The 22,719-nt window shown below is 62.2% G+C and carries 18 protein-coding genes; 7 read left to right on the top strand and 11 right to left on the bottom strand.

Features of this window, described 5'->3' with window-relative positions:
- Positions 1 to 116 precede the first annotated feature (116 nt).
- Positions 117 to 4,445, top strand: a complete 4,329-nt coding sequence (locus tag CAG44_RS12935; RefSeq protein ID WP_085692273.1) for an NEL-type E3 ubiquitin ligase domain-containing protein — start codon at positions 117 to 119, stop codon at positions 4,443 to 4,445.
- Between the two features lie 74 nt (positions 4,446 to 4,519).
- Here CAG44_RS12935 and glpD read toward each other — a convergent pair whose 3' ends face one another.
- From glpD to CAG44_RS12915, 4 genes are all read right to left on the bottom strand, one after another.
- Positions 4,520 to 6,052, bottom strand: a complete 1,533-nt coding sequence (glpD, locus tag CAG44_RS12930) for a glycerol-3-phosphate dehydrogenase (protein WP_025340395.1) — start codon at positions 6,050 to 6,052, stop codon at positions 4,520 to 4,522.
- A 252-nt stretch (positions 6,053 to 6,304) separates the two neighbouring features.
- Positions 6,305 to 7,060, bottom strand: coding sequence for a DNA-binding transcriptional repressor GlpR (gene glpR / locus CAG44_RS12925; protein ID WP_025340394.1), 756 nt, complete (start codon positions 7,058 to 7,060; stop codon positions 6,305 to 6,307).
- A gap of 318 nt (positions 7,061 to 7,378) precedes the next feature.
- Entirely contained in the window at positions 7,379 to 8,878 is a 1,500-nt protein-coding gene (gene glpK, locus CAG44_RS12920) for a glycerol kinase GlpK (RefSeq protein WP_015271569.1), read from the bottom strand.
- Positions 8,879 to 8,929: 51 nt separating this feature from the next.
- Entirely contained in the window at positions 8,930 to 9,781 is an 852-nt protein-coding gene (locus CAG44_RS12915; protein ID WP_075046148.1) for an MIP/aquaporin family protein, read from the bottom strand.
- 303 nt (positions 9,782 to 10,084) lie between these two features.
- Here CAG44_RS12915 and ybaK point away from each other — a divergent pair, with 303 nt between their 5' ends.
- A complete protein-coding gene (gene ybaK / locus CAG44_RS12910; protein WP_085590236.1) occupies positions 10,085 to 10,555 on the top strand; it encodes a Cys-tRNA(Pro) deacylase in 471 nt (156 codons plus the stop codon).
- 138 nt (positions 10,556 to 10,693) lie between these two features.
- On the opposite strand, the gene CAG44_RS12905 is transcribed toward ybaK, so the two are convergent.
- On the bottom strand, positions 10,694 to 11,803 hold the full coding sequence (locus CAG44_RS12905) for an ABC transporter ATP-binding protein (protein ID WP_025340392.1): 1,110 nt from the start codon (positions 11,801 to 11,803) through the stop codon (positions 10,694 to 10,696).
- Positions 11,800 to 12,720, bottom strand: a complete 921-nt coding sequence (gene argF, locus CAG44_RS12900; protein ID WP_013973960.1) for an ornithine carbamoyltransferase — start codon at positions 12,718 to 12,720, stop codon at positions 11,800 to 11,802. Before argF ends, CAG44_RS12905 begins: the two co-directional genes overlap by 4 nt.
- Before the next feature lie 394 nt (positions 12,721 to 13,114).
- Here argF and CAG44_RS12895 point away from each other — a divergent pair, with 394 nt between their 5' ends.
- Positions 13,115 to 15,223 (top strand): molybdopterin-dependent oxidoreductase, encoded by a 2,109-nt coding sequence (locus CAG44_RS12895; protein ID WP_085692272.1) that lies wholly within the window; start codon positions 13,115 to 13,117, stop codon positions 15,221 to 15,223.
- Positions 15,224 to 15,314: 91 nt separating this feature from the next.
- The gene (gene grxD / locus CAG44_RS12890; RefSeq protein WP_003254949.1) at positions 15,315 to 15,650 is read left to right on the top strand and encodes a Grx4 family monothiol glutaredoxin; all 336 of its coding nucleotides are present in this window, start codon (positions 15,315 to 15,317) and stop codon (positions 15,648 to 15,650) included.
- A gap of 57 nt (positions 15,651 to 15,707) precedes the next feature.
- Here the strand turns inward: grxD and bfr are convergent, their stop codons facing one another.
- Positions 15,708 to 16,181, bottom strand: a complete 474-nt coding sequence (gene bfr / locus CAG44_RS12885; RefSeq protein ID WP_003258014.1) for a bacterioferritin — start codon at positions 16,179 to 16,181, stop codon at positions 15,708 to 15,710.
- A gap of 201 nt (positions 16,182 to 16,382) precedes the next feature.
- On the bottom strand, positions 16,383 to 16,601 hold the full coding sequence (locus CAG44_RS12880) for a bacterioferritin-associated ferredoxin (RefSeq protein WP_003254947.1): 219 nt from the start codon (positions 16,599 to 16,601) through the stop codon (positions 16,383 to 16,385).
- 224 nt (positions 16,602 to 16,825) lie between these two features.
- Here CAG44_RS12880 and CAG44_RS12870 point away from each other — a divergent pair, with 224 nt between their 5' ends.
- The gene (locus CAG44_RS12870) at positions 16,826 to 17,428 is read left to right on the top strand and encodes a peroxiredoxin (RefSeq protein ID WP_003254945.1); all 603 of its coding nucleotides are present in this window, start codon (positions 16,826 to 16,828) and stop codon (positions 17,426 to 17,428) included.
- A 159-nt stretch (positions 17,429 to 17,587) separates the two neighbouring features.
- On the opposite strand, the gene rnt is transcribed toward CAG44_RS12870, so the two are convergent.
- Positions 17,588 to 18,199: a ribonuclease T gene (gene rnt, locus CAG44_RS12865; RefSeq protein ID WP_230388460.1), complete on the bottom strand. Its 612-nt coding sequence runs from the start codon at positions 18,197 to 18,199 to the stop codon at positions 17,588 to 17,590.
- 59 nt (positions 18,200 to 18,258) lie between these two features.
- Positions 18,259 to 19,305, bottom strand: a complete 1,047-nt coding sequence (pyrC, locus tag CAG44_RS12860) for a dihydroorotase (protein ID WP_085692271.1) — start codon at positions 19,303 to 19,305, stop codon at positions 18,259 to 18,261.
- Between the two features lie 130 nt (positions 19,306 to 19,435).
- On the opposite strand from pyrC, the gene CAG44_RS12855 reads away from it, so the two are divergent.
- A complete protein-coding gene (locus tag CAG44_RS12855) occupies positions 19,436 to 20,395 on the top strand; it encodes an OmpA family protein (RefSeq protein WP_085692270.1) in 960 nt (319 codons plus the stop codon).
- A 504-nt stretch (positions 20,396 to 20,899) separates the two neighbouring features.
- Positions 20,900 to 22,117: an argininosuccinate synthase gene (locus tag CAG44_RS12850; protein ID WP_013973956.1), complete on the top strand. Its 1,218-nt coding sequence runs from the start codon at positions 20,900 to 20,902 to the stop codon at positions 22,115 to 22,117.
- A gap of 58 nt (positions 22,118 to 22,175) precedes the next feature.
- On the opposite strand, the gene CAG44_RS12845 is transcribed toward CAG44_RS12850, so the two are convergent.
- On the bottom strand, positions 22,176 to 22,658 hold the full coding sequence (locus CAG44_RS12845; protein WP_085590228.1) for a hypothetical protein: 483 nt from the start codon (positions 22,656 to 22,658) through the stop codon (positions 22,176 to 22,178).
- Between the last annotated feature and the right edge of the window lie 61 nt (positions 22,659 to 22,719).

Genomic DNA, 22,719 nt, shown 5'->3' with positions numbered 1-22,719 from the left:
GCCAGGGGCGTTGACGGCCAGCCGGGAAATCAAGGTTCGAACCATGAGCATTATCTAGTGCCCATACCCGGTGCGCAGGTGTTGAGGTGGCCGCCCATTGCCGCTGGAGACACCACATGACATCCGTTGAATTCCCCCCTGACTCGATCGATACGCTGATTGCCCGCCAGTTGCCCGATTGGCTCACGCATGCCCCAGCCGACCGACGGAGCACTTTCCTGAAGGCCTTGCGCAAACAGGAACAGACCACCCGTAACCTGGGCGAGGTGCTACACAAGATTCCATCGCTGGAAGCGTTTGCCCGGCAACTGCTTACCGCTGGCCTGCAGCAAGCCGGGGTCAGCAATGAGCAGGCGTGGCGTTGGCAGGTGTTCCAGCAGGAATCGAAGTTCCAGCCATCCGTGCAGCCGGGGATACGCAAGGCATACCCTGTCAGTTGGTCTACACGCAATTTGTTGACCGCCGCGCTGCACAACTATCACGTCAACGAGACAAAGGCTGACTCCCTGCGAAAAGCCTATTTCCTGGACGGGAATGGCAGCAGGCTGCCATTGAACTTCGAGGCGTTCGCGAAGCTGTGCCGGCAACTGGATGTGGGTGGAAGATATCAGGCCAAGCTCGATACCTACCTGAAGCCGAGTGATCCACAAGGCGCCGCGCCAGGTCAGGCCGAGCGCGAGGTACACAAACTGTTCGAAGACAATCAGCGCGCGCATTTTCAGGTCGCTGTGTACATGGCTTTGTTCAAGGGCGCGCTGGACGAACGCAGCTATCTGCAACTGTTGCCCTTGTTGGCTGAAACCCCGGTGGTGCCGGCATTGCCCCAGGTGACCACGGCGCGGCAGCTCTATCTGCTGGGGAAATGCATCCGCGGTGTAGTGGCCCTTGAGGTGGCACAGGCAGGCGGCGATGGTATCGAGGGGGTCATTGCCTGGATTCCCGGCGATCCGATCACCCCTGTCGCTCGGTTTGCAACCTGGCAAGCCCTTTACGCCGCACTGGCCGTTCGTTTGCAGAGCCCGGGCTACCGTGCATTCTTCGCTCGGTTTGTCAGTGAGCGGGACCGAGGCCGTTTCTTTACCCTGTTGACCGAGCGCCTGGCGAAGAGAGCGGGTTCGGCTATCGAACTCGACGGTCGCCACCTGGCTGTCAGTGAACCGCTGTACGTCCACCTGCGACGCTTGCAGATAGGCAAGATCTACGACGATGCCCGCCTGCTCGCCGTGCCCACGGGCGACGAAGACCAGCAGGCGCGCAACGAGCGGTTCAATGCCTATGCATCACTGGGGTTGGACCTGCTCAACCTGGCGGGCCTGTTCGTGCCGGTGCTTGGGGAGGCATTGCTGGCGGTGGCTGCGGTGCAGGTGGCTTCTGAAGTCTATGAGGGCTACCAGGACTGGCGTATCGGGGATCGCGAGGGTGCGCTGGACCACCTTTTTGGTGTGGCGGAAAACGTCGCCACCGGTCTGCTCCTTGCCAAGGGCGGTGCGGCAGTGATCCAAGGCTTGAAGCGAGTCGCCTTCGTCGATGGCCTCGTACCGTTATCTGATGGCCTGGGCAAGGTAAGGCTGTGTTCGCCAAGTCTCGAAGGATATGGCGTGGATGCTGCCGAGGCGAAATTGGCCGACGCTGGGGGCGCTTCCGATTACCGTCTGCTGCGCAGTGAAGAATCGGCCTTTCAGGTCTGGGACGATCCGCAGGACGGGATACCGCGTATTCGTCACCCGGACCGCGCCGAGGCATTTGCGCCGTGGGTGGAGGACAACGGCGGTGGTTGGCATCATGCGCTCGAGCAGCCTCAGCGTTGGCAGGGCGCTGCTCGCCTGATGCGGCGCCTGGCGGCGAGCCTGGCAGAAGTGCCTGATGACACGGCGCACCAGCTGTTGCAGATCACCGGCCTGAAGCTGGAGCAGCTTCGCCGGCTGCGTGTAGAGAATGCTCCGGCTCCGGGCCGTTTGCTGGACGCCTTCGAGTTCCATCAATTGCATGAGCAGATGCCATTGTTACGGGGGGCAGCGCTTGATCGCGTCTTCACCGAGCGCCAACCCAAGCCCAGTGCCGAGGCAGCTGCCGTGCTTGTGCGTGACTTCCCCACGTTGTCTGCGCACGCGTTGGACGAGTTGGTTGGCCAGGCTTCTGGTGTGCAACTTGATAACCTGGCCCAAGGTCAGCGAGTACCGCTGGCGCTGGCGGAACGTGCGCGCTGGCTACTGCATGACAGTCGTCTCGATCGGGCCTGCGCCGGCGTGCGCCTGCTGCGCGCGGCCAATGCAGACAGCGAGGCCTTGGCGTTGGGGCTCGTATCGGAAGCCGCCCCGTGGCCGGAATCGGTTCGCGTGGAGCTGCGTGAGGCGCAGCTAAATGGCCGGCTCTTGATGGCTTTCGGTGCCGAGCAAGCTGCTGACGTGCGTTGCATCGTCAGAGGCGAGCAGGGATACCATCTTGCTGACGCTGCCAGCCAGAATCTGGAGCTTTCACAAGTGCTGCTGCGCCTGCTCGAGGACGATCAGAAAGGGTTGCTCGGCGGTATCGAAGGGGAGCAGGGCCTGCGTGATTCCCTGGCTACCCTGGCCGCTGCCGACCGTGAACGGGCCGCGCGGCTGATCGGCTTGGCGCCGGTCGGGCAGGGGCTGCGCCCGGTGCACAGATTTGCCGACGGGCGTATCGGGTACCCTCTCAGTGGCCGTGCCGAAAGCAGCCGGCAGGCAATCAGAAGCGGTATTCACCAGGTTTTCCCGACGTTGACCGATGAGCAGATGGACGCTTACCTGGCGGGGCTCATGCAACATTCGACAGGGCTATGGGAGCACTTCAGCCAGCTCCAGCAGCAGCTTTCCCGGTTGCGGGAGGCGTTGCATGCCTGGTGCGCCGAGGCTCCAGGGGTAATTGAGTATGCCAGGCGACGCAGGGTGGCCCGGCAGGTACGGCGAAGCTGGCGGCGGAAAATAACCAATCACGCCGGCGAATATGTTCTGACAATCGACGGAGAGCGGCTTGGCTCCCTGCCGGTGTTGCCCGCTGGGCTGGATTTCGGACACGTCAGCAGGCTGGTGCTGCGCAACATGAACCTGAGCGAAGTCGGTGCAGACTTCCTGTCACGTTTCGGCAACCTGATCGAGTTGGACCTCGCTGGCAATCGTCTCGAGCAAGTGCCTGTCGGGCTCGAGCGACTGTCGCGTCTGCTGCGTTTGAACCTTTCCGGCAACCGTATCGTGATGAATGTCGCCAGTGAACGGCGCCTGGCCAGCCTGGGGCGGCTGACGATGCTGGACCTGAGCCACAACCCGTTGGGGCGCGCGCCTGTGCTGACCGGCTTGCACCAACTTACTGATGTTCGGCTGCGCGACGCAGACCTGGAGACGACGCCCGCGGACGTGATCCTGCGTGGGCATGTGGACTTGAGGCAAAACCGTATTCGCCAGTTGCGCCAGGAACTGAACGGCTTGGGCGAGCGATTGCAGTCGTTCAGCCTGCATGACAACCCGCTCGATGCCCAGGGCGAGGCCGCGCTTGATCGGGCTGCCGGTGTTGACCGCGCCGGCAGCAGGGGTGGTGGCTCGTTCCGCCATCGTGCTGTTGACCAGGCTGTCCGCGATGCCTGGGTCGGCAAAGACGGTGCATTGAAAGCGCCCAGGGCCGCATTGTGGGAGTCGTTACATCAGGAGCCCGATGCGCAAGGGCTGTTCCAGTTCCTTGCGGACTTCCTCGACAGCGACGATTTTCATGAACATCCCGGTTATTTCCGTAAACGCATCTGGCGCATCCTTCAGGCATGCGAGCAACATGAACAGCTGCGGTTGCGGGTGTTTGCCGAGGCCTCGTCCCCCCGCACCTGCGAAGACCAGATGCTGTTGATTCTGGAGCAACTGGAGTTGAGCTTGCTGGCGGAGCGGGTGAGCAGCCGTGTTCCACCAGCGGAACTGGAAGGAGGGCTGGTTCGTCTGGGGCGGCAACTGGCTCGCCTGGATGCCGTCGACCGGTTCGCCGCTGCGCACATCAGGCAGTTGCGCAGAGTGGATGCGTCGATCGTGGACGATATCGAAACGAGGCTTTTTTTCAGGCTGCGCCTGCGGCAGCCGCTTGACCTGCCAATCGTGCCGGACACGATGCACTTCGAAGAATTCGCGAGAGTCACCGAGCAGGACCTGCGCAGCGTTCAGAATAGTGTGCTGGAAATGGAAAACCGAGAGGAGCTGATCGTCTCGCTCGCCCAGCGCCCGTTCTGGGAGGTGCATGTGCGCCAGCGTTACCCGGGTCGCTTCGACGAGGTGCGGCAGCGCTTCGACCTGCGTTTGGAACAGATCGAGGCGGACCTGGCCGCGCAGCGCATCGATGAATGGACCCACGTACAACGCGGCAGGACGGTCATGAGTGATTATCAGGTTGCCGAACGTGACTTGATAAGCACGTTGGCCAGGGAAGCTTATGACCGGTTGAACCTGTGACTGCAGCGGTTACGCACCCGGTGCGCACTCACGGATGGCTTGCTCGCCGTTCCGTGGGTGCGGGCAGGCCACGGTCACGCCGCTTGGGTGCGCGCCTGCTGCTCTCGTTGCAGATAGTCTGCTAGCGCCTGTTGCTCGCCGGTGCTGGTGAACAGGCCCAGCTTGGTGCGACGCCAGAGAATGTCTTCAGCGCTGCATGCCCATTCGTTGTGTGCAAGGTAGTCCACCTCCCGGCCGAACAACCCACCGCCAATGGCCTGGCCCAGGTCTTCCGGCCCTTGCACGCCATCCAGCAACTGCCATACGCGGCTGCCATAGGTCAGCACCCAGCGCCTGGCGATATCGACCGGTAACCAGCCACAACGCGCCAGCACCGCATCGACCAGAGCCTGCACCGTGGTCATCTGCTCACCACCTGGTAGCGGCGCGCCAGCGGTCCAGCTGCCGCGCATCTGTGGGAAGTGTGGCTTGAGCTCGGCCATGGCCGACTCGGCCAGTTTGCGGTAGGTGGTCAGCTTGCCACCGAAAACCGAGAGCAACGGCGCTTGCCCTTCACTGGCGGACAGCGCCAGGGTGTAGTCGCGGGTGACCGCGGACGGATTGTCCGATTCGTCGTTGCACAGTGGGCGCACGCCGGAATAGGTGTGCACGATGTCGCTGCGGCTGATCTGGTGGTTGAAATGGGCGTTGACCACCTTGAGCAGATAATCGGTTTCCTGCTCGGTGATCGCGACTTTGGCGGGGTCGCCGCTGTATTCGCGATCGGTGGTGCCGATCAGCGTGAAGCGCTCCAGGTACGGGATGCAGAAGACGATGCGCTGGTCCTCGTTCTGCAGGATGTAGGCGTGTTCGCCTTCGTACATGCGCGGCACGATGATATGGCTGCCCTGGATCAGGCGGATGCCGTAAGGGGCATCGAGCTTGAGGTCATCCTTGATGAAGCTGGCAACCCACGGGCCGGCAGCGTTGACCAGGGCGCGGGCGCGAATGGTCTGCAGGCGGCCGTCAGCGTGCTGCAACTCCACTTGCCACAGGCCATCCACACGCTCCGCGCGCAGGCAGCGAGTGCGGGTATGGATATGGGCACCTTTTTCCCGTGCGGCCATCGCATTCAGCACTACCAGGCGGGCATCGTCCACCGCGCAGTCGGCATATTCGAAGCCACGGCTGATTGCAGGCTTGAGCGGGTAGCCCGGGCCGAAGCGCAGGCTGCGCGAAGCACCCAGGCGCTTGCGCTTGCCCAGGTGATCGTAGAGGAACAGGCCGGCGCGAATCATCCAGGCCGGGCGCAAGTGCGGGCGGTGCGGCAGCACGAAGCGCATCGGCTTGACGATGTGCGGGGCTTTGGCCAGCAGCACTTCGCGCTCGGCCAGGGCTTCACGCACCAGGCGGAACTCGTAGTGCTCCAGGTAGCGCAGGCCGCCGTGGATCAGTTTGCTGCTGGCCGACGAGGTGTGCTGGGCCAGGTCGTCCTTTTCGCAGAGGAATACCTTGAGGCCACGCCCGGCGGCGTCGGCAGCAATGCCCACGCCATTGATGCCGCCGCCGATCACGGCGAGGTCATAGCAGTCGGCGACTGGGGGCTGGGACGAAACGGGCTGGGACACGGGCAAGGCCTCCTGGGGCTGTTCACATCGAATATGAACATTGATGTTCGTTTTCGAAAATACTAGCGCAACAGAAAGCTGGTCGCCAGTCAGTCTTTATAGAAAAAACTGATCAGATGACAATGAAATGAACATTTACGAAAATTTTGGATGATCGGTTTGAAAGGTGTGGCGTCTATGAGATCGAGCGCGGCGCGGGCGGCGCTCGATCTCACAGGCGCGACAAGCCTTGCGGCATGCGCCTGTCAGCCCTCAAACCACCTCAAGCCGGATCTTGTACTGGTTCAGCAGCTGGGTGAGGGCGGGGGTTGGCGCCTGGTCGGTCACCAGACAGTCGACCAGGCTGATCGAGCCCATGCGCACCATGGCGTTGCGCCCGAACTTGCTGGAGTCGGCGGCAAGGACCACTTGACGGGCATTGGCAATTATCGCCTGGGACACCCGCACTTCCTGATAGTCGAAATCGAGCAGGCTGCCGTCTTCGTCGATGCCGCTGATGCCCACCAGGGCGAAGTCGACCTTGAACTGGTTGATGAAGTCGACACTGGCCTGGCCGACAACACCGCCATCACGGCGCACCGTGCCACCTGCCACCAGCACTTCGAAATCGTCCTTGGCGGCAAGGATCGCGGCCACGTGCAGGTTGTTGGTGATGACTTTCAGGTGGTTGTGGTTGAGCAGCGCCCGGGCGATGGATTCGGTGGTGGTGCCGATATTGATGAACAGCGAGGCATGGTCGGGAATCTGTCGGGCAACGGCTTCGGCGATGCGTTGCTTTTCGTCACGCATCTGGTCGGCGCGCATGGCGTAGGCGGTGTTCTCGATGCTCGAGTCGTAGGCCGCGCCCCCGTGGTAGCGGCGTAGCAGATTGAGCTCGGCCAGCTGGTTGATATCACGGCGGATGGTTTGCGGTGTGACGACGAACAGCTGCGCCATTTCTTCGATACTGACGTAACCGCGTTCGCGCACCAGTTCGAGGATTTGTTGTTGGCGAGGGGGCAGATTCATGGGCGGTCCTTTGGGGCTGCCGGACAAATGCTGCAATGATGCCGTAGGACGCGGACTACGACCAGTAGACTATCGGGCCTGCTGTTTCACGCGGTCCCCTGCTGCGGCACCCCGTCGTCCCCCAATACCGGTCAGTTAAGCAAATTGGGGCCGCTTTGCGGCCCTTCGCGGGCTTGCCCGCTCCCACAGGTTTAGCGCGAGGCTCAGAAAATGCTCGATTCCTGTGGGAGCGGGCAAGCCCGCGAAGGGCTGCAAAGCAGCCCCAATCAAGCCGGCAAACTAAACCCACAGGATTTGGGCAAGCTATCGCGCCAGGGATCAGGCCTCGTGATCTTCCCAGTCACGGGTACGGTCGACTGCCTTCTTCCATCCGGCATACAGCTTCTCTTTCTGCGTTTCATCCAGCTGCGGGCTGAACTCGCGCTCGATGATCGCCTTGTCGCGCAGTTCGTCCAGGCCGCTCCAGAAGCCACAGGCCAGGCCTGCCAGGTAGGCCGCACCCAGCGCGGTGGTTTCGCGCATCTTCGGCCGCTCCACGCAGGTGCCGAGGATGTCGGCCTGGAACTGCATGAGGAAGTTGTTGGCCACCGCACCGCCGTCCACGCGCAACTCGGACAGGCGCTGGCCGCAGTCCTGCTGCATGGCGTCGAGCACGTCGCGGGTCTGGTAGGCGATCGATTCCAGAGCGGCGCGGATGATGTGGTCTACCTTCACGCCACGGGTCAGGCCGAACAGTGCACCACGGGCATATGGGTCCCAGTACGGGGCACCCAGGCCGGTGAAGGCAGGCACCAGGTATACGCCGTTGCTGTCCTTGACCTTGCTGGCAAAGTATTCGGTATCCAGTGCGTCGTTGACGATCTTCAATTCGTCACGCAGCCACTGCACGGTGGAACCACCATTGAACACCGCGCCCTCCAGCGCATAGGCCACTTCGCCTCGCGGGCCGCAGGCGATGGTGGTGAGCAGGCCATGGGACGACTTCACCGCCTGGTCGCCGGTGTTCATCAGCAGGAAGCAGCCGGTGCCATAGGTGTTCTTGGCCTGGCCCGGCTCCACGCACATCTGGCCGAACAGCGCCGACTGCTGGTCGCCGGCGATACCGGCAATGGCGATGCCGCTCTTGGTGTGGCCATAGACCTCGGAGGAAGGGCGTACCTCGGGCAGCATCTGCCGTGGGATGCCGAGGATTTCCAGGAGCTTGTCGTCCCACTGCAGGCTGTGGATGTTGAACATCAGCGTGCGCGAGGCGTTGGTGTAGTCGGTGACATGCACCTTGCCGCCGGAGAACTTCCAGATCAGCCAGGTATCGATGGTGCCGAACAGCAGTTCGCCGCGCTCGGCGCGTTCACGGGCGCCCTCGACATTGTCGAGGATCCACTTCAGCTTGGTGCCGGAGAAGTACGGGTCGGTGACCAGGCCGGTGGTTTCGCGAATGTAGTCTTCATGGCCGTCGCGCTTGAGCTGGGCGCAGATCTCGGTGCTGCGGCGGCACTGCCAGACGATGGCGTTGTACACCGGGCGGCCGGTTTCCTTGTCCCATACCACGGTGGTTTCACGCTGGTTGGTGATACCCAGTGCGGCGACCTGAGCGTGGCTGATGCCCGCCTGGGCCAGGGCCTCGACCATGGTCGCGCTCTGCGTGGCGAAGATTTCCATCGGGTCGTGCTCGACCCAGCCCGCCTGCGGGTAGTGCTGGGCGAATTCGCGCTGGGAGGTACCCACCACATTGGCGTCGCGGTCGAAAATGATGGCCCGCGAACTGGTGGTGCCCTGGTCCAGGGCGATGATGTAGTTCTTATCCTGGGTGTCTGTCATGGTCGTAGGCCTTGCGAAAATAGGGGTTCAGGGCTGGGCGTGATGCCGGCGTCAATTGACTTGAGTATCGCCCTGGCGATTGTCATTTGTCTCAGGGTTCACGGCGGCTGCCATTGGCAGGTTGCGGGCGATCAGGCCGCGATAGGTCGCGGCGCCCAGGCAGGCGCCAAGGATCGGTGCGAACACCGGAACCAGGAAATAAGGCATGTCCCGACCGCCAGTGAAGGCGATTTCGCCCCAACCGGCCAGGAAGGTCATGAGTTTGGGTCCGAAATCGCGGGCCGGGTTCATGGCAAAGCCGGTCAACGGGCCCATGGCGCTGCCGATCACGGCGATCAGCAGGCCGATCAGCAGCGGAGCCATGGCGCCGCGCGGCAGGCCATTGTTGTCGTCGGTCAGGGCCATGATCACGGCCATCAGGATGGCGGTGATGATCACTTCGACCAGGAACGCCTGGCCGGTGGACAGCGATGGGTGCGGATAGGTGGAGAACACCGAGGCCAGTTCCAGGCTGGCTTCGCTACCGCGCAACATGGCGTGGGTTTGTTCGAAATCGAAGAACAGGTTGCTGTACAAGGTGTAGACCAACGCTGCGCCACAGAATGCGCCGCATACCTGGGCCAGCATGTAGAAGGGCAGCTTGCGCTTGTCGAAACCGGCGAACAGGGTGAGGGCGATGCTCACCGCAGGGTTCAGGTGCGCGCCGGAAACACCGGCGGTGAGGTAGATCGCCATGCTGACGCCCACGCCCCAGATGATACTGATTTCCCAAAGGCCGAAGCTGGCGCCCGCGACCTTGAGCGCGGCGACGCAGCCGGTACCGAAGAAGATGAGCAGAGCAGTGCCGAGGAACTCGGCCAGGCATTGGCTTGACAGCGCGGGTTGGCGTAGAGCAGTCGTCATGTATGACCTCGTTTTTTTTGTTGTGAGGCGCGTGGCGCTCGACAGCAACGCCCGGAGTCTATCCCCGTTGACCCCAGGCAGATGTAGGAAACGCACCTTAAAAGTGCATCATTTATTCAGAAACGAAAAAATATAGACAAGAAACGCTGATGTCAAAGGTCGAAAGTGAACGGCTGGTCACGATCTGGATGCTGGTTTCAGGTGCGGATCCGCGTACTAGAGGCGCGCAGTTGCGGTTCGCTGGCTGCGGTGTGGGAATTGTCCTAAAGTAGCCGCCGAGCTGTCCCCGACCGGAGCCCCCGCATGACCCCCGCCCTAGACCTGTTGAAGAAACACCGTGCCGAGCATCGTGTGCACAGTTACGAACATGACCCCAAATCGGCGTCATATGGCCTGGAGGCGGCGGAAAAGCTCGGTCTCGACCCACAGCAGGTGTTCAAGACCTTGCTGGCGAGCAGTGAGAAGGGTGAATTGCTGGTGGCGGTGGTGCCTGTGGTGGGTACGCTCGACCTCAAGGCCCTGGCCCATGCTGCCGGGGTGAAAAAGTGCGAGATGGCCGACCCGGCGGTTGCGCAACGGGCCACGGGGTACCTGGTGGGCGGGATCAGCCCGCTGGGGCAGAAGAAGCGCCTGCGCACCTTCATCGATGACTCGGCGCAGAACTTTGCAACCATCCATGTCAGCGCCGGGCGGCGTGGCTTGGAAGTGGAATTGGCGGCCGTGGTGCTGGCTGAGTACACCCAGGGCAAGTTTGCCGGGATTGGTAGAGGCTGAGAATCTTGGGGGCTGCTTTGCAGCCCATCGCCGGCAAGCCAGCTCCCACAGGTACAGCGTTGCCTTCAGGGCATGTGGTGATTCTGTGGGAGCTGGCTTGCCGGCGAAAGGGCCGCAGAGCGGCCCCAGAATGTCGAATCAGGTCGCCGAACTGTATCGGCGAACGCCGTTCTCCTGCCGCGGCAACTGCGCCGCAACGCTGCCCGGAACCGGGAACAGCACCAGGTGATCGGCCTTGACCGCAATCCCCACATCCTCACCGACCTGATGGTCGTTATGGCTAGGGAAGATCGCCTCCAGCTGGCTGCCGGTCGGCAACTGCAGGCGGTACAGGGTCGATGCCCCAAGGAAGCTCTTGCCGACGATGTTCGCCTGCAGCGCGCTGCCCGGTGCGTGGACGATATCGTCAGGGCGCAGCAGCACATCCACAGAGCTGCCCGGCGCCATGATGTAGGCACGGTTGCCGCGCAGTTCACCCAGCTCGGTATTGACCGCTTCGTGGCTGATCATCTGCCCACGGATGAAATATCCCTGGCCAATGAAGCTGGCCACGAACGGCGTCTGCGGCTCGTGGTAAAGGTTGTAGGGCGTGTCCCACTGTTCCAGGCGGCCTTCCTTGAACACGCCAACCTGGTCGCTGACGGCAAAGGCCTCTTCCTGGTCATGGGTCACCAGGATGGCGCTGGTGCCGCGGCTCTTGAGAATGTCGCGAACCTCATGGCTCAGGCGCCGGCGCAGCTCCACGTCGAGGTTGGAGAATGGCTCGTCGAGCAGCAGCAGTTGCGGCTCCGGTGCCAGCGCACGGGCCAGGGCGACCCGTTGCTGTTGGCCGCCGGACAGTTCATGCGGGTAGCGCCCGCCCAGGCCGCCCAGCTTGACCAGCTCGAGCATCTCTTCGATGACCTCGGCCTGGCGCGGGTGCTTGGCGATGCCGAAGGCAATGTTCTGTGCCACGGTCAGGTGCGGGAACAGCGCGTAATCCTGGAACACCATGCCGATGCGGCGTTTTTCCGGGGCCAGGGTGAAGCCAGCCCGGGAAATGACCTCGCCAGCCAGCTGGATCTCGCCGTCGTGCACGGGTTCGAAACCGGCGATGGCGCGCAGGGTGGTGGTCTTGCCGCAACCGGATGAACCCAGCAGGCAACCGATGTCGCCTGCGTTCAGGTGCAGATTGAGGTTCTGGACGATGCGCTGGTCGCCATAGCCGCAGGCGAGGTTGCGCAGGTTGAGCAGTAGGGGTTGACTCATGCGTGGTGGTAAGCCGGTTCTACAAGGAATTCGAGAAGGGCCTTCTGTGCATGCAGGCGGTTTTCAGCCTGGTCCCAGGCGACCGAACGTGGGTCGTCGAGCAGGTCATGGCTGATTTCCTCACCACGGTGGGCTGGCAGGCAGTGCATGAACAGGGCGTCGGGTGCCGCCAGGTCGAGCAGTTCGCGGGTGACCTGGTAAGGCGCGAAATGCGCCAGGCGCCGTGCAGTTTCCTCCTCCTGGCCCATGGAAGTCCAGACATCCGTGGTCACCAGATGGGCGCCGCGCACGGCTTCCTTCGGGTCACGCACGATCTGCACGTGGTCACCACCAATGGCCATGAAGCGTGGGTCCGGCTCGTAGCCTTCCGGGCAGGCGATGCGCAGCTGGAAGTCGAACTGCCTGGCTGCCTCGATGTACGAGTTGCACATGTTGAAGCCATCGCCGATCCAGGCCACGGTCTTGCCCTGGATCGAGCCGCGGTGTTCGAGGAAGGTCTGCATGTCGGCCAGCAGCTGGCACGGATGCGACTCGTCGGACAGCGCGTTGATCACCGGCACACGCGAGTTGGCGGCGAATTCGGTCAGGGTGCTGTGGGCGTGGGTACGGATCATCACCACGTCGAGCATGCTCGACAGCACGATGGCACTGTCGCCGATCGGCTCGCCACGGCCCAGCTGGGTGTCGCGCGGGGACAGGAAGATGGCCTGGCCGCCGAGCTGGATCATGCCGGCCTCGAACGACACGCGGGTACGGGTCGAGGACTTCTCGAAGATCATGCCCAGCACGCGGTTCTTCAGCGGCTCGAACAGCACGCCTCGCTTGCGCAGGTCCTTCAGCTCGATGCCGCGGCGGATCACCCCGAGCAATTCGTCGGTGGTGAAGTCCAGCAGGGAGAGAAAGTGCCTAGCGCTCATGATTGACTACCTTATCTGCAACGGTATGCAGGTCGACCGTATGGTTTTTTTTGACAACGGGAGTGACCTGCGGCGTAAGCCGCACGGGGGCGGACGAAATAGGGAAAGGCGCAATACTATAAGTAAATGTCGCCTGAAGCCAAGAGGGGAAACAGCTGCCCAGTATCAAAGGGTGTTGCAAAGGGTGTCTTTACCCGACGGGCAGTGCTGTTTTTTATTTGCTACAGAGGGTTGTACACGGCTTGCCGGCAATTTGGCAAATGGCTGTCGCAAATCGTGTGCCTGATGTCGGTGGATTCACGCCGCGAAGCGCGCTGGCCGGCGGCGGGGGCTGGGCGCATAGTCGATGTTCAACCCTCTACACATCCTCCATGACAACAAGGCAGAGGCGGCCATGACCAAGACCCTGCATCACCGTGCCTGTCACCTGTGCGAAGCGATCTGTGGGCTGAACATCGAAGTCAGCCATGACGACGACGGGCGGGCGCTGATCAGTTCGATCAAGGGCGACCCCCAGGACCCGTTCAGCCGCGGCCATGTCTGCCCAAAGGCCGTGGCCCTGCAGGACATCCAGAACGACCCCGACCGCCTGCGCCAACCGCACAAGCGGGTGGGCGAGCACTGGCAGGCCATCGGCTGGGACGAGGCCTTTGCCCTGGCCGCCGACAGGCTGTGGGCGGTCCAGCAGGCCCATGGGCGCAATGCCGTGGCGGTGTACCAAGGCAACCCGAGCGTGCACAACTACGGCCTGATGACCCACAGCAACTACTTCCTGGGCCTGCTGAAAACCCGCAACCGCTTCTCTGCCACCTCGGTGGACCAGTTGCCGCAGCACCTGGTCAGCCACCTGATGTACGGCCATGGCCTGCTGCTGCCGATCCCGGACATCGATCAGACCGGTTTCATGCTGATCCTCGGCGGCAACCCGCTGGCCTCCAACGGCAGCATCATGACCGTGCCGGACGTGGAAAAGCGCCTGAAAGCGCTGCAGGCCCGGGGTGGGCGCCTGGTGGTGGTGGACCCGCGGCGCAGCGAAACGGCGGCGATGGCCGACAGTCACCTGTTCATTCGCCCTGGAGGGGATGCGGCCTTGTTGTGCGGCTTGCTCAACACCCTGTTCGCTGAAGGCCTGGCGCGCGGCTCGCACTTGCCGGTCGCCGGCCTGCAGCAGGTGCGCGAAGCGATCGCGCCGTTCAGCGCGGAGGCCATGAGTGCGCACTGTGGCATTGCCGCGACAGACATCCGCCAGCTGGCACGGGACTTCGCCGCGGCCGACAGAGCGGTGTGCTACGGCCGCATGGGGGTTTCGACCCAAGCCTACGGCACCCTTTGCCACTGGCTGGTGCAACTGATCAACCTGGTGACCGGCAATCTTGACCGTGAAGGCGGCGCGTTGTGCACCGAGCCTGCCGTCGACCTGGTGGCGACCACCTCGGGTGGCCATTTCAACGCTTGGCAGAGCCGGGTGTCGGGCTTGCCCGAGTACGGCGGCGAACTGCCCGTGGCGGCCTTGGCCGAGGAAATGCTGACACCCGGCGAAGGGCAGGTGCGCGCGCTGGTGACGGTGGCTGGCAACCCCGTACTGTCCACGCCCAACGGCCGCCAGCTGGATGTGGCGCTGGAAGGGCTGGAGTTCATGCTCAGCATCGACCTGTACATCAACGAAACCACCCGCCATGCCGACCTGATCCTGCCCTCCACCTCGGCGCTGGAAAACGACCATTACGACTCCACGTTCAACTTGCTGGCCGTGCGCAACGTGACCCGCTTCAACCGGGCGATCCTGGCCAAGCCCGAAGGGGCATTGCATGACTGGGAGATTTTCGTCGGGCTGGCACAAGCGTTCGCCAAACGTGCCGAGCTGGAGTTGAAGCCGACCTGGGCGCCAGCGCAGATGATCGACTTGGCCCTGCGCAAGGGGCGCTATGGTGAAGCGACACCCTGGCAGTTATCGCTGGCAGCGCTGGACGAGCACCCGCATGGCCTCGACCTGGGGCCATTGCGCGCCAACCTCGCAGCGCGCCTGACGACTGCCAGCAAGGCTGTCGAAGCGGCGCCCCAGGTGCTGCTGGATGACCTGGGGCGGTTGGCGCAACAAGCCCCTCCGACGCCGGGCGAACTGCTGCTGATCGGCCGTCGCCATGTACGCAGCAACAATTCGTGGATGCACAATTTTCATCGGCTGGTGAAAGGCAAACCGCGACATCAGTTGTTGATGCACCCGCAGGACCTGCAGCAGCGGCAGCTGCAGGACGGTCAGCGGGTTCGTATCCGCTCGCGTACCGGGGACCTTGAAGTCGAGGTGCAGGCCTGCGAGGACATGATGCCGGGCGTGGTCAGCCTGCCCCATGGCTTCGGTCACTCTCGTCGGGGCGTGCACATGCAGACCGCCCAGGCGCAACCTGGCGTGAGCGCCAACGACCTCACCGATGAGCGCCTGCGTGATCAGGTTTCCGGCAATGCCGCCCTCAATGGCGTACCCGTGCAGGTAGAGGCCGCGTAAGGAACGGTAAGGCCGAGCATGCTGCTCGGCTTTCCGTTACAATGCGTCACCGTGCCGACGACCGCGTCGGAAAGTTCAGCCGAGGTGCTACATGGATATCATCGAAACGATCAAAGAGCAGATTGCCAACAACACCATTCTGCTTTACATGAAAGGCTCGCCGAATGCCCCGCAGTGTGGCTTCTCTGCGCGTGCATCGCAGGCCGTGATGGGTTGTGGCGAGAAGTTCGCCTACGTCGACATCCTGCAGAACCCGGAAATCCGTGCGAACCTGCCAAAATACGCCAACTGGCCGACCTTCCCGCAGCTGTGGGTAGCCGGTGAGCTGGTCGGCGGCAGCGACATCATGCTGGAAATGTTCGAAAAGGGTGAGCTGCAGACCCTGATCAAGGAAGCGGCTGCCAAGGCCAAGGCTTCCGAGGCCTGAATTTCCGGCAAGCATGAAAAAACCCGCTGATCGCGGGTTTTTTCATGGGGCGAATATTTATTCTTCGCCCATCTGCGACTGCAGGTAGTTTTCGATACCAATCTTGTCGATCAGCCCCAGTTGGGTTTCCAGCCAATCGATGTGTTCTTCCTCGGACTCGAGGATGTCTTCGAGCATGTCACGCGAGCCGAAGTCGCCAGCGGTTTCACAATGGGCGATGGCTGCTTTCAGGTCGACCAGGCCTTTCTGTTCGATCTTCAGGTCGCACTCGAGCATTTCCTTGGTGTGCTCGCCAATCAGCAGCTTGCCCAGGTCCTGGACGTTGGGGATGCCTTCGAGGAAGAGAATACGCTTGATCAGTTTGTCAGCGTGCTTCATCTCGTCGATGGATTCCTTGTACTCATGCTTGCCGAGTTTGTTCAGGCCCCAATCTTCGTACATGCGTGCGTGCAGGAAGTACTGGTTGATCGCGACCAGCTCGTTTCCGAGGATCTTGTTGAGATGCTGGATGACGCTTACGTCGCCTTTCATTTCGGGTTCCTGCCCTGTAGAAGTGTGCCAATACAGTGAAGTTTGAGCCCGATACTTAGGAGTGTCAAACCTAAGTTCTTGAATAATAAGTGAAAATTAATGGAAATAAGAATGTTTGTGAACCGCGTTGGAGCGCTAACTTATTGAATTGCGGGCATAAAAAAACCGGACGCAAGGTCCGGTTCTTCGAATTCTGGGTTTTCAGGCCGCGGTAAATTCCACGGGGTAGGGCAGGGCTGCCTGGCTGACCTGGAGCTCGGTCAGGGTCTCGCGGACCACCTGCTTGGCCACGCAGGCACATTTGCCACACTGGCTGGCGACATTGGTCGCGGCTCGCACTTCCTTGTAGCTGCAGCATCCTTCATAGATCGCATCGCGGATCTGTCCGTCGGTAACGCCGACACAAAGACACACATACATAAAGGCTGACCATCGTTGGTGGGCTCGATGGGGTGGAGCTTAATGTTAATGAGAATGCTTGTCAAAGGAGTTTCTGAAAGGGCCGTGCTTGAGCGACCGGCGGTTGCTTCGTCGTTGGAGTCGGCCTGTCACCAGAAGCCGTGTATGATGGTCGGCCTTTGTTGGATGTCGGGCAAGCCCGTCTGGCCCGGCAAACGGTTTTTCACCCTCATCAGGAGATTACAATGAGCGTACTCGTTGGTAAGAAAGCCCCCGATTTCACCGTTCCGGCCGTGCTGGGCAATGGCGAGATCGTCGACAGCTTCAACCTGGCTTCGGCCATCAAGGGCAAGTACGGCCTGGTGTTCTTCTACCCGCTGGACTTCACCTTCGTCTGCCCGTCCGAGCTGATCGCCCTGGACAACCGCATCCCTGACTTCCAGGCGCGCAACGTGGAAGTGATCGGCGTGTCGATCGACTCGCACTTCACCCACAACGCCTGGCGTAACACCCCGGTCAACAACGGCGGTATCGGCCAGGTCAAATACACCCTGGCTGCCGACATGACCCACGAAATCTGCAAGGCCTACGACGTCGAGTCCGAAGGCGGCGTGGCCTTCCGTGGTGCCTTCCTGATCGACACCAACGGTGTTGTCCGTTCGCAGATCGTCAACGACCTGCCACTGGGCCGCAACATGGACGAGCTGCTGCGTCTGGTCGATGCCCTGCAATTCCACGAAGAGCACGGCGAAGTTTGCCCTGCCAACTGGAAAAAAGGCGACAAAGGCATGAACGCTTCGCCGGAAGGCGTTGCTGCCTACCTGAGCGAGAACGCTGGCAAGCTGTAATTGCCAAGCGCATGAAAAAACCGGCCCTTGTGGCCGGTTTTTTTGTGCCGTCCTGTGCCGGCCTCTTCGCGGGCTTGCCCGCTCCCACAGAAATCGCACAATGGCTGAGGCCACTGCAGTACCTGTGGGAGCGGGCATGCCCGCGAATGCTCTTTCAACTCAATCGTTGAAATCGCGCCAGCCGCCCATCTCTTTCCAGCGGTTGACGATGCCGCAGAACAGCTCGGCCGTCTTCTCGGTGTCATAACGCGCCGAATGCGCCTCACGCCCGTCGAAGTCGATGTCGGCGCTCTGGCAGGCCCGCGCCAGTACGGTCTGGCCGTAGGCCAGGCCCGCCAGGGTAGCGGTGTCGAAGCTGGAGAACGGGTGGAACGGGTTGCGCTTCAGGTCATTGCGCGTTACCGCCGCATTGAGGAAGCCCAGGTCGAAGCTGCTGTTGTGGCCGACCAGGATCGCCCGCTTGCAGCCATTGGCCTTGAGCGCCTTGCGTACGCCGCGGAAAATGTCGGTCAGTGCACTTTCCTCGCTGACCGCCATGCGCAGCGGGTGGTCCAGCTTGATCCCGGTGAATTCCAGCGCGGCCGCCTCGATGTTGGCGCCCTCGAATGGCTCCACCCGGTGGAAGTAGGTGTGCTCGGGGAACAGGAAGCCCTTTTCGTCCATGCCGATGGTGACAGCGGCAATTTCCAGCAGGGCATCGGTAGCGCTGTTGAAGCCGCCGGTTTCAACATCTACCACTACCGGCAGATAGCCGCGGAAGCGCTCGGCCATCGGGTGGCGCGAGCCGCTGCTGCCTTGGGTGTCCAGGTCGTCTTCGTAGAGGTCTTCGCTCACGCGTTTTCCTCCAGCAGGCGCCAGCGCAGTTTTTCGCCGGCGCGCAGCGGGACCACGGTCTGCTCGCCAAACGGCAGGCTGTCCGGGGCGGTCCACTCCTCGCGGACCAGGGTAATGGTGTCGGTGTTCGCCGGCAGGCCGTAGAACGCCGGGCCGTGCAGGCTGGCGAAGCCTTCCAGCTTGTCCAGCGCGTTACGCTGCTCGAATGCTTCGGCGTACATCTCGATTGCCGCGTAGGCGGTGTAGCAACCGGCACAACCGCAGGCGGCTTCCTTGGCGTGACGGGCGTGCGGGGCCGAGTCGGTACCCAGGAAGAACTTCGGGTTGCCGCTGGTGGCCGCGTCCAGCAGCGCCACCTGGTGGGTGTTGCGCTTGAGGATCGGCAGGCAGTAGAAGTGCGGGCGAATGCCGCCAACCAGCATGTGGTTGCGGTTGTACAGCAGGTGCTGCGCGGTGATGGTCGCGCCTACGTTGGCCGGGGCCTCGGTGACGAACTGCGCGGCATCGCTGGTGGTGATGTGCTCGAACACCACCTTCAGCGTGGGGAAGCGCTCGACCACACGGCGCATGTGCTCGTCGATGAAGCGCTTCTCGCGGTCGAACACGTCGATCTCGCTGCGGGTCACTTCGCCATGCACCAGTAGCGGCATGCCAACGTCCGCCAGCGCCTCGATGGCCGGGAAGATGTTGTCGATGCTGGTCACGCCCGAGTCGGAGTTGGTGGTGGCGCCGGCAGGGTACAGCTTGGCGGCGTACACGAAACCGCTGGCCTTGGCCGCGCGGATGTCCTCGGGGCTGGTGCGGTCGGTGAGGTACAGCACCATCAGCGGCTCGAAGCGGCTGCCGACCGGGCGGGCGGCCAGGATGCGCTCACGGTAGGCGCCGGCCTCGACGGCATTGCGTACCGGCGGAACCAGGTTGGGCATGATGATGGCACGGGCGAAAGTACGCGCCACGTCGCCAACGGTGTGGGGCAGGACGGCACCATCGCGCAGATGGATGTGCCAGTCGTCGGGACGCAGGAGGGTCAGGCGATCGGACATTGGGGATTCCAGGCGGGTCGAACTCAAGCCCCAATGCTACCGGAAAACCCTGGGTGGAGCACGGCTATCAAGTTTTCCGGCAGGCGTCCGATAGCCTGCAGGTAAGCCGTCAGAATTTGTGGAGCCGCCCGTGCGCCAGCGTTACCTAGCCCTGTTGACCCTGTTCGCCAGCCTGCCGGCCGGCGCGCTGACCTTCCAGACGCGCATGGAGAACATCGCCTGGAAGGTCGAGGGTGACCAGTTCGAATGCCGACTGATCCAGCCGATCGACGGTTTCGGCAGTGGCGAGTTCGTGCGCCGCGCGGGCGAGCAGCCGGTGTTCCAGCTGCGCTCGGACAGCAATGTACTGGGTGCGGGCACGGCAACATTGCTGGCAGCCGCTGCGCCGTGGCAACCCGGGCGCAGCGACATCAACCTGGGCAGCGTGCGCATGGCCCGCACCGGGGTGCTGTTCAGTTCGTCCCAGGGCCAGGCCAGCCGCCTGATCAACGGCCTGCTCGATGGGCGCAGCACGGTGGTACGCAATTATGCCGGCGAGGCGGGCAGGCCGATGGAAGTGCGTGTGCTACCGGTCAGCTTCGCCAAGGCCTACAGCGACTATCAGGCCTGTGCCGGCAAGCTGCTGCCGATGAATTACGACCAGGTGCGCCAGACCCAAGTGGGCTTCCCCGGGGGCGGCTTCGAGCTGGATGGTGCGGCCAAGGCGCGGCTGGACGTGATCCTCGACTACATGAAGGCCGACCCGACGGTGAACCATGTCGAGCTCAACGGCCACTCCGACAACAGTGGCAACCGCCTGACCAATCGCGACATGTCGCGCCGCCGGGCACTGGCGGTGGCCGACTACCTCAAGGCCCATGGCGTTCCGGAAGAGCAGATTACCGTGCGCTTCCATGGCGAGCGTTACCCATTGGCGAAGAACACCAATGCTGCCAACCGGGCGCGTAACCGTCGGGTGAATATTGAACTGGATCGGGTGACGGTGGTTGAAAAACCGGTGGAGAAGCCGGTTGAGCAGGCGGCGCCTGCTGCTCCGACGCCAGCGCCAGCCAGTCCGGCTGCTGCCGCGCCGGGGGCGAAGGCGCCCTGAGATCGGGTTGGTTGCCGGGTACATGGCAGGGGATTGCATCAGGGCCTACAGGTGTCCGCCACAACATTTTTGGCGCCTGTGAGACCGAGCGCCGCTCGCGCGGCGCATCGCCGGCAAGCCGGCTCCCACATCTGTTTCGGGCCAGTCTCTTCTGTGCCTGGCGCGCGCGAGCCCTTGTTTGTACGACACGATATCGAAGGTAGTGCTGCTGCTCTTCTGCAATCTCCAGCCATGCACCCAGTGTGCGAGTGCGCAGGAGGCAGGAGTAACTGGCCCGAAACAGATGTGGGAGCCGGCTTGCCGGCGATGCGCCGCACGGGCGGCGCTCGATCTCATAGGCGCTGAACAGGTCAAGGCATTCACCTTGGGGCCCTGATACTATTCTCCCGTCGCCCTTCCGAAACTTCCTGTCGCTTTGTCGTCAGAAGCTGTCGCCCCACTGTAAATTTATCCGTAACGTCGTTAGAATCGATCCCTTTCCGTACAACCCCGTGGAGTGATGGCATGGCGGACGTAAAAAAGGTCGTACTGGCGTATTCCGGCGGCCTTGATACTTCGGTGATTCTCAAGTGGCTGCAGGATACCTACAACTGCGAAGTGGTGACCTTCACCGCTGACCTGGGTCAGGGCGAAGAGGTCGAGCCGGCTCGTGCCAAGGCCCAGGCAATGGGCGTTAAAGAGATCTACATCGACGACCTGCGCGAAGAATTCGTGCGTGATTTCGTGTTCCCGATGTTCCGCGCCAACACCGTCTACGAGGGCGAGTACCTGCTGGGTACTTCCATCGCCCGTCCGCTGATCGCCAAGCGCCTGATCGAAATCGCCAACGAAACCGGCGCCGACGCCATTTCCCACGGCGCCACCGGCAAAGGCAACGACCAGGTGCGTTTCGAACTGGGTGCCTACGCCTTGAAGCCAGGCGTCAAGGTAATCGCCCCATGGCGTGAGTGGGACCTGCTGTCCCGCGAGAAGCTGATGGACTACGCCGAGAAGCACGGCATCCCGATCGAGCGCCACGGCAAGAAGAAGTCGCCGTACTCGATGGACGCCAACCTGCTGCACATCTCCTACGAAGGCGGTGTCCTGGAAGATACCTGGACCGAGCACGAAGAAGACATGTGGCGCTGGAGCGTCTCGCCCGAGAACGCCCCAGACCAGGCTACCTACATCGAGCTGACCTACCGCAACGGTGACATCGTTGCCATCGACGGTGTCGAGAAGACCCCGGCCACCGTCCTGGCCGACCTGAACCGTATCGGTGGTGCCAATGGCATCGGCCGTCTGGACATCGTCGAGAACCGTTACGTCGGCATGAAGTCGCGTGGCTGCTACGAGACCCCAGGCGGCACCATCATGCTCAAGGCCCACCGTGCCATCGAGTCGATCACCCTGGACCGCGAAGTCGCTCACCTGAAGGATGAGCTGATGCCGAAGTACGCCAGCCTGATCTACACCGGCTACTGGTGGAGCCCGGAGCGTCTGATGCTGCAGCAGATGATCGACGCTTCGCAGGTCAACGTGAACGGCGTGGTACGCCTGAAGCTGTACAAGGGCAACGTCACCGTTGTCGGCCGCAAGTCGGACGACTCGCTGTTCGATGCCAACATCGCTACCTTCGAGGAAGATGGCGGCGCCTACAACCAGGCGGACGCAGCGGGCTTCATCAAGCTCAACGCCCTGCGTATGCGCATTGCTGCCAACAAGGGCCGTTCGCTGCTCTGATCGCTGGCATGTGCAGCAAGAACCCCGGCCCAGGCCGGGGTTTTTTTTGTCTGTGATATCAATGGCCGTCGCTCGCCTGCTGTCCATCAAGCGAGCTGATCGATAGTTGTGCGCACTGGCGTCTATCCAGGTTGCAAAAGCGCCACGTGCGCGCTTGCTGAGGCGGTTGGGCAAGGGCGGACAACAATTGCTGCTCCATCATGCGATAGGCATCCGGGCCGGAAAACATGAATGTGACAGGCTCACCCTGCAGCGCTTCGCTGGTATTACCGGGCATTGCATGTTTGGCCACATCGCTCTGTGTCGACGGGTTGTCATTTGCCGTCCTGTTTGATGAAGGGTCGTAGAACGACTTGTAATTGAAGTTGAGCGTGAGGAAGAACAGTGCCGTCAGGAAGAATGGGAAGCCCACCAGGAACCAGGTATAGAGCTTTTGGCTGGACTCGCTGAGAAACGGCAATGTGGCAAGGGCGGAGGCTTCGATAATCCCAGCGAAGATAGCAATGATCGTCAGCGGGGCGACAGGCTGTACTTGGTGCATATGGGTCGTCTCCAGCGATTTTGCACATCTTTGCCTTACGGCGATGCTCAACTAAAGACTG

The organism is Pseudomonas sp. B13(2017) (assembly GCF_002113245.1).
GTDB classification, from domain to species: Bacteria; Pseudomonadota; Gammaproteobacteria; order Pseudomonadales; family Pseudomonadaceae; genus Aquipseudomonas; species Aquipseudomonas putida_Z.
This window is presented reverse-complemented; position numbering and strand designations above follow the sequence as displayed.

Excerpts from the sequence above, each read along its gene's own strand:
- argF (WP_013973960.1), bottom strand. The coding sequence starts at position 12,720 with ATGAGCGCTAGGCACTTTCTCTCCCTGCTGGACTTCACCACCGACGAA.
- grxD (WP_003254949.1), top strand. The coding sequence starts at position 15,315 with ATGGATATCATCGAAACGATCAAAGAGCAGATTGCCAACAACACCATT.
- CAG44_RS12880 (WP_003254947.1), bottom strand. The coding sequence starts at position 16,601 with ATGTATGTGTGTCTTTGTGTCGGCGTTACCGACGGACAGATCCGCGAT.
- glpR (WP_025340394.1), bottom strand. The coding sequence starts at position 7,060 with ATGAATCTGCCCCCTCGCCAACAACAAATCCTCGAACTGGTGCGCGAA.
- CAG44_RS12850 (WP_013973956.1), top strand. The coding sequence starts at position 20,900 with ATGGCGGACGTAAAAAAGGTCGTACTGGCGTATTCCGGCGGCCTTGAT.
- bfr (WP_003258014.1), bottom strand. The coding sequence starts at position 16,181 with ATGAAAGGCGACGTAAGCGTCATCCAGCATCTCAACAAGATCCTCGGA.
- glpK (WP_015271569.1), bottom strand. The coding sequence starts at position 8,878 with ATGACAGACACCCAGGATAAGAACTACATCATCGCCCTGGACCAGGGC.
- CAG44_RS12915 (WP_075046148.1), bottom strand. The coding sequence starts at position 9,781 with ATGACGACTGCTCTACGCCAACCCGCGCTGTCAAGCCAATGCCTGGCC.
- pyrC (WP_085692271.1), bottom strand. The coding sequence starts at position 19,305 with ATGTCCGATCGCCTGACCCTCCTGCGTCCCGACGACTGGCACATCCAT.
- CAG44_RS12905 (WP_025340392.1), bottom strand. The coding sequence starts at position 11,803 with ATGAGTCAACCCCTACTGCTCAACCTGCGCAACCTCGCCTGCGGCTAT.
- rnt (WP_230388460.1), bottom strand. The coding sequence starts at position 18,199 with ATGGCCGAGCGCTTCCGCGGCTATCTGCCGGTAGTGGTAGATGTTGAA.
- CAG44_RS12895 (WP_085692272.1), top strand. The coding sequence starts at position 13,115 with ATGACCAAGACCCTGCATCACCGTGCCTGTCACCTGTGCGAAGCGATC.
- CAG44_RS12845 (WP_085590228.1), bottom strand. The coding sequence starts at position 22,658 with ATGCACCAAGTACAGCCTGTCGCCCCGCTGACGATCATTGCTATCTTC.
- ybaK (WP_085590236.1), top strand. The coding sequence starts at position 10,085 with ATGACCCCCGCCCTAGACCTGTTGAAGAAACACCGTGCCGAGCATCGT.
- CAG44_RS12870 (WP_003254945.1), top strand. The coding sequence starts at position 16,826 with ATGAGCGTACTCGTTGGTAAGAAAGCCCCCGATTTCACCGTTCCGGCC.
- CAG44_RS12935 (WP_085692273.1), top strand. The coding sequence starts at position 117 with ATGACATCCGTTGAATTCCCCCCTGACTCGATCGATACGCTGATTGCC.